Raw genomic sequence first — 6,087 nt, 5'->3', positions numbered from 1 at the left:
CCACAGGGGATCTGTGTTGATAGCTACATCTTCAAACGGGACCGACGACTGCCATGACCGAAGACACCATCAAACGCCGCGCCAAAGGCCTCGACCGGGCGTTCGATATCCTCGATTTCCTCAAGGAAATCGGCCAGCCCCTGCGCCCGAATGACATCGCCAGCGGCATCGGCAGCCCCAAATCCACGGTCTACGAACTGGTGGCCTCGCTGCTGGAACGGCGCATCCTCGAAACCGTCGGCAAGGACGGTCACGTCTACCTCGGCCGTCAGCTGTACTTCCTCGGCCAGGCCCACCTGCGCCATTTCGACCTGACCCGCGAAGCCGACCACGCCCTGCAGGAAATCGTCAGCCAAACCCACGAAACCGCCCAGATGTGCCTGCTCAATGGCCGCAAATACACCGTGGCCCTGATGCGCGAAGGCGAGCGGCATTTCCGCATTTCCTCAGACATCGGCGAGAACGCGCCGATCCCCTGGACCGCCTCCGGCCGCCTGCTGCTGGGCCACCTGAGCGACCAGCAAATCATCGACCTGATCGACTACGACGACTTCATCCTCCCGGACGGTCAGCGCCTGCCTCTGGAAACCTTCCTCGGGCAAATCCGTCAGGCCACCCTCGACGGATTCTTCTCCTTCGACAGTGTCGCCGACACCTTTACCCACTGCTTTGCCGCCCCGGTCCGGGACGCCCAAGGCATCAGCATTGCGACCCTGTGCATCGTTGCCCCACGGGCCGATGCGATCAAAAACTACAACGACTACCGCCGGGTGCTGATCGACAGTGCGAACAACCTGGCCCGTCGCATCAACGAATAGGAAACCCTTATGTCTGCCTTCAATGCCGTTGAAAAAGGCGCCGCCGCCGTCGGTGCACATCTGGTCCGTGACGTCAGCCTGCCGGCCCTGGTGTTGCACCGCGACGCCCTGGAACACAACATCCGCTGGATGCAGGATTTCGTCAGCAACAGCGGTGCGCAATTGGCGCCTCACGGCAAGACCAGCATGATGCCCGCGCTGTTCCAGCGGCAGATCGAGCAGGGCGCCTGGGGCATCACCCTGGCCAACGCCGTGCAGACCCGCGCTGCGTACGCCGGTGGGGTTCGCCGGGTGTTGATGGCCAACCAACTGGTGGGCGCGCCGAACATGGCGCTGATCGCCGACCTGCTGGCCGACCCCGAATTCGACTTCCACTGCATGGTCGACCACCCGGACAACGTCGCCGACCTGGGCCTGTTCTTCGCCGCCCGTGGCCTGCGCTTGAACGTGATGATCGAATACGGCGTGGTCGGCGGGCGTTGCGGTTGCCGCACCGAACAGCAGGTGCTCGACCTGGCCAAGGCGATCAAGGCCCAGCCAGCGCTGGCCCTCACCGGCATCGAAGGCTACGAAGGGGTCATCCATGGCGAGCACGCCATCAGTGGCATCCGCGAATTCGCCGCCTCTCTGGTACGCCTGGCCGTCGACCTGCAAAACAGCGGCGCCTTCGACCTGGCCAAGCCCATCATTACCGCCTCGGGTTCGGCCTGGTACGACCTGATTGCCGAATCCTTCGAAGCCCAGAACGCCGCTGGCCGCTTCCTCAGCGTATTGCGCCCGGGCAGCTACGTGGCTCACGACCACGGCATCTACAAAGACGCGCAGTGCTGCGTACTGGACCGTCGCAGCGACCTCAACGAAGGCCTGCGCCCGGCGCTGGAAGTCTGGGCCCATGTGCAGTCGCTGCCGGAGCCGGGCTTCGCGGTGATCGCCCTGGGCAAGCGCGACGTCGCCTACGACGCCGGCCTGCCGGTGCCGCTCAAGCGCTACAAGGCTGGCGTGCTGCCAGCCGAGGGTGATGACGTGACGGCGTGCAAGGTCACCGCCGTGATGGACCAGCATGCGTTCATGGTCGTCGCACCGGGGGTTGAGTTGCGCATTGGCGACATCATCTCCTTCGGCACATCCCACCCGTGCCTGACCTTCGACAAGTGGCAAGTGGGTAATCTGGTGGATGAGCAATTGCAGGTGATCGAAAGCCTGCATACCTGCTTCTAGACCGAGTCGCGCCCATCGCAGGCAAGCCAGCTCCCACATTCGACTGCATTTCGACTGAAGAAACTCGGTTAACTGTGGGAGCCGGGCTTGCCCGCGATGAGGCCCTCAAGTACCCCGAGAGCCCCCAGACATGAACACAAAACCGCGCATCGCCCTCATCGGCGAATGCATGATCGAACTGCAACACCGCGCCGACGGCAGCCTGCAACAAAGCTTCGGCGGCGACACCCTGAACGCCGCCGTCTACCTGCGCCGCGAGCTGGGTGAACCGAGCACCGTCGACTACGTCACCGCCCTGGGCGATGACAGCTTCAGCGATGCCATGTGCAAGCACTGGGCCGAAGAAGGCCTGGGCCTGGGCATGGTCCAGCGCCTGCCCGGGCGCCTGCCGGGTTTGTACTGCATCCAGACCGATGCCAACGGCGAGCGCAAATTCCTCTACTGGCGCAATGAAGCGGCCGTGCGCGACTGCTTCACCACTCCGGCGGCCGAGCCGATCCTGGCAGCGTTGCCGACGTACGACGTGGTGTATTTCAGCGGCATTACCCTGGCGGTGCTGGGCGAAGTGGGCCGTGCGCGCCTGCTGGAAACCCTGGTCGAAACCCGCAAGCGCGGCGGCAAGGTGGTGTTCGACAACAACTACCGGCCACGCCTGTGGGCCAGCGTGGACGCCGCACGCGCGGCGTATCACGCGGTGTTGGCCGAGGTGGATATCGCCTTGCTGACCGAGGATGACGAACGGGCGTTGTTCGGCTATGAAGACAGCGAGCAGGTGTTTGCGGCGTACCCGACGATTGCCGAGGTGGTGCTCAAGCGCGGGGCGGATGCGTGTTTGATTCGCTGGGAGGATGAGCGGTTCGAGGTGCCGGCGCTGGTGGTGGAGAAGGTGGTCGACACCACGGCGGCGGGGGATTCGTTCAGTGCGGCGTACCTGGCCAGTCGGCTCAAGGGCGGCTCGCCGCAGGATGCAGCACTGGCCGGGCATCGGTTGGCGAGCCGGGTGATTCAGGTGCCAGGTGCACTCATTCCCCGAGACTGACGCTGATCGTTCCCACGCTCCGCGTGGGAATGCAGCCAGGGACGCTCTGCGTCCCAAGAGCGGACGCAGAGCGTCCGGTGAGGCATTCCCACGCAGAGCGTGGGAACGATCACCCACTCCAGCGGGAGCAAGCTCCCTCGCCACTCATCAATCGCGGTAAAACACTTGCACCAGGTGATACCCGAACTTGCTCTTGATCGGCCCATGAACCACCTTCACGGGCTTCTTGAAGATCACCGCATCAATCACCCCCACCATCTGCCCCGGCCGCACTTCACCCAAATCACCGCCGCGCTTGGCGGAAGGGCAGGTGGAGTACTTCTTGGCCAACACATCAAACGCTTCGCCCTTGGCAATACGCTGCTTGAGCTGTTCGGCTTCCTCACTGGTTTTCACCAGAATGTGACGGGCTTGGGCTTTCATTGATCGGTCCTGATGTGAAACGGCGCGCGATTATGCCTGAAGTCAGGCCTCTGAGCTGATCATGCTGCGGATTTTGTTGGCCAGCAGGTCAATCGAAAACGGCTTGGCCACCATGTCCATGCCTTCCTCCAGGAACCCCTGGCGCTCGGCGGCTTTCTCGGCGTAACCGGTCATGAACAGCACCTTCAGGTCCGGCCGGTGTTGCCGGGCGATTTCCGCCAGTTGCCTGCCGTTCATCCCCGGCAAGCCCACATCAGTCACCAGCAAATCCACGCGCAAGTCGGACTCCAGCAACGGCAGCGCCGCCCGTGCATCCGCCGCCTGGTGTGCGGTGTAGCCCAGTTCATCCAGCACATTCACCACCAGCATCCGCACTGCCGGGTCGTCCTCGACCACCACCACGGCTTCGCCTTCCAGCGCCACCGGGGCTTCGCCCTGGGTAGCGGGTGTGGTCCGCTCCAGTGCCGTGCCATGCAGGCGCGGCAGGTACAGGCGCACGCAGGTGCCCTGGCCCGGTTCGCTTTGGATGGTCACGTGGCCGCCGGATTGCTGTGCAAACCCATAGATCATCGACAGCCCAAGGCCGGTACCCTGGCCGATGGGCTTGGTGGTGAAGAACGGGTCGAAGGCCTTGGCGAGGATTTTCGCGGTCATGCCGGCGCCGTTGTCGCTCACGCCGAGCATCACATAGTCGCCGGCCTTGACCGGTTCCAGGGTGGTGATGTCGGTGCCGTCGAGGTAGCTGTTGGCGGTCTCGATGCACAATTGCCCACCGTCGGGCATCGCATCGCGGGCGTTGATCACCAGGTTGAGCAGGGCGTTTTCCAGCTGGCTGGCGTCGGTGTTCACCGGCCACACGTCGGTGCCCAGTTGCACCTTGAGTTCGATGTGCGCGCCCTTGGTGCGGCGGAACAGGTCTTCCAGGGACGCCACCAATTGATTCGGGTCGACCGGCTTGCGGTCCAGGGATTGGCGGCGGGAGAAGGCCAGCAGGCGATGGGTCAGCGCAGCGGCGCGATGGGCCGAGGACACGGCGGCGTCGGTGAAACGGCCGATCTCGTCGCTGCGCCCGGCGGCGATATAGCGTTGCATCAGGTCCAGGCTGCCGATGATCCCGGTGAGCATGTTGTTGAAGTCATGGGCGATGCCGCCGGTGAGCTGGCCGACCGCTTCCATCTTCTGGGCATGGCGCAGGGCGTCTTCGGCACGCTCGCGCTCGAACATCTCGTTTTGCAGGCGCTGGTTGGCTTCGGCCAGGGCCTGGGTGCGCTGGCTGACGCGCTCTTCGAGGTTTTCGTTGAGGTGGCGCAGGGCTTCCTCGGTAAGTTTGCGCTCGGTCTCGTCGATCACAAAAATATAGAAACCGTTGACTGACCCGTCAGCGCTGAAACGCGGCAGGTACTTCATCAGCGCGTGGCGTGGCCGCCCGTCATGGTGCGGGGTGACGGTAACGAAACTGCAGGCCTTGCCCTTGAGCGCCGCCTCGATCTTGTCGACGCGCCCGGCATAGATTTCGTCGCCCACGACTTCGCGGATGCTCTTGCCGTACAACTCCTGCGGGGTCATGCCGTACCATTCCAGATAGGCACTGTTGTTCAGGCGAAAACGCTGCTCGTGGTCGACATAACCGATCAACACCGGCATGGCGTTGATGATCAGTTGCAGCTCGGTCTGGCTTTGGCGCAGGGCCTGTTCGGTGTGCTTGCGTTCGGTCAGGTCGAGGGCGGCGCCGAGAAAACGCGCCGGTCGGCCATGGTGGTCCTTGTAGCAGCGGCCCCGGGCAAACACCCAGCGCACTTCGCCGTCGGCGCGCTGCAGGCGGTATTCCTCGGCGTACTCGGTGCCGTGGGTGATGCAGTGCTTGATGCTGCGGGCCACCATGCCACGGTCTTCGGGGTGCACGCCTTGCAGGTAGTCGCTGATGGGCAGCAGGTCGGCGTCGCACGGGTCAACACCGTGCAATTGGGCGAAATGGGCGTCGGCGATAAAGCGGTCTTCGCCGATATCCCAGTCCCAGGTGCCCACGGCATCGGTGGCGGCCAGGGCCAGCTGCAGGCGCTGCTCGGTGTTGCGCTGGGCCTTGAGGCTGTTCTCGGTGCGCTGCTGCAGTTCCAGGGCGATGCGCCGGCGCTCGTTGGTTTCGATGGCGGTAATCAGGATCCCGGCGACCTCGCCACGCTCGTCGCGGATCGGGCTGTAGGTCAGGTCGAGCCAGATCTCGGTGTCGCGGTGATTGCGTTGCAGCACGAAACGCTGCTCGGTGAACGTGCGCACCTGGCCCGCGAAGACGGCGCTGTAGATCGGATCGGTGAACGGCTTCAGCTCCGGCCAGATCAGGTCGGCAGGCTGGCCAAAGGCGCCAGGATGCTTGTTGCCCGCCAGCATTGCGAAGCCGTCATTGTAGATCTGGGTGAGTTCGGCGCCCCACAACAACAGCATCGGCATCGGTGAATGGATCACGATGTCGACGGCTGTACGGAGACTTTGCGGCCAATCAATGGCGTCACCGAGGGGGCTTCGTGCCCAGTCCAGCCGCGCAATCAGTGCTGCGGCCTCGCTGCCGGTGGGTGATACGTTCATGTAAATGCC

General features: G+C 63.9%; 4 protein-coding genes and 1 pseudogene. 3 read left to right on the top strand and 2 right to left on the bottom strand.

Annotated features, from left to right (window positions below):
* The first annotated feature begins 53 nt into the window (after positions 1-53).
* The 3 genes from HX811_RS22540 to HX811_RS22530 all read left to right on the top strand — a co-directional run bounded on the left by HX811_RS22540 (position 54) and on the right by HX811_RS22530 (position 3,075).
* A complete protein-coding gene (locus HX811_RS22540; protein ID WP_003208002.1) occupies positions 54-818 on the top strand; it encodes an IclR family transcriptional regulator in 765 nt (254 codons plus the stop codon).
* Between the two features lie 9 nt (positions 819-827).
* Entirely contained in the window at positions 828-2,036 is a 1,209-nt protein-coding gene (locus HX811_RS22535; protein ID WP_102369341.1) for an amino acid deaminase, read from the top strand.
* 130 nt (positions 2,037-2,166) lie between these two features.
* Positions 2,167-3,075, top strand: a complete 909-nt coding sequence (locus HX811_RS22530; protein ID WP_003208005.1) for a sugar kinase — start codon at positions 2,167-2,169, stop codon at positions 3,073-3,075.
* 147 nt (positions 3,076-3,222) lie between these two features.
* On the opposite strand, the pseudogene HX811_RS22525 reads toward HX811_RS22530, so the two are convergent.
* Both HX811_RS22525 and HX811_RS22520 read right to left on the bottom strand, forming a co-directional pair.
* Positions 3,223-3,513: pseudogene (locus HX811_RS22525) on the bottom strand (peptidylprolyl isomerase); the annotation flags it as partial.
* A gap of 27 nt (positions 3,514-3,540) precedes the next feature.
* A complete protein-coding gene (locus HX811_RS22520; protein ID WP_087694211.1) occupies positions 3,541-6,078 on the bottom strand; it encodes a PAS domain-containing protein in 2,538 nt (845 codons plus the stop codon).
* Positions 6,079-6,087: the final 9 nt, after the last annotated feature.

This window comes from Pseudomonas sp. F8002, assembly GCF_013385495.1.
Lineage (GTDB): Bacteria > Pseudomonadota > Gammaproteobacteria > Pseudomonadales > Pseudomonadaceae > Aquipseudomonas.
Note: the sequence above shows the minus strand (reverse complement) of the source record. Positions and strands in the feature narration are given on the sequence as shown.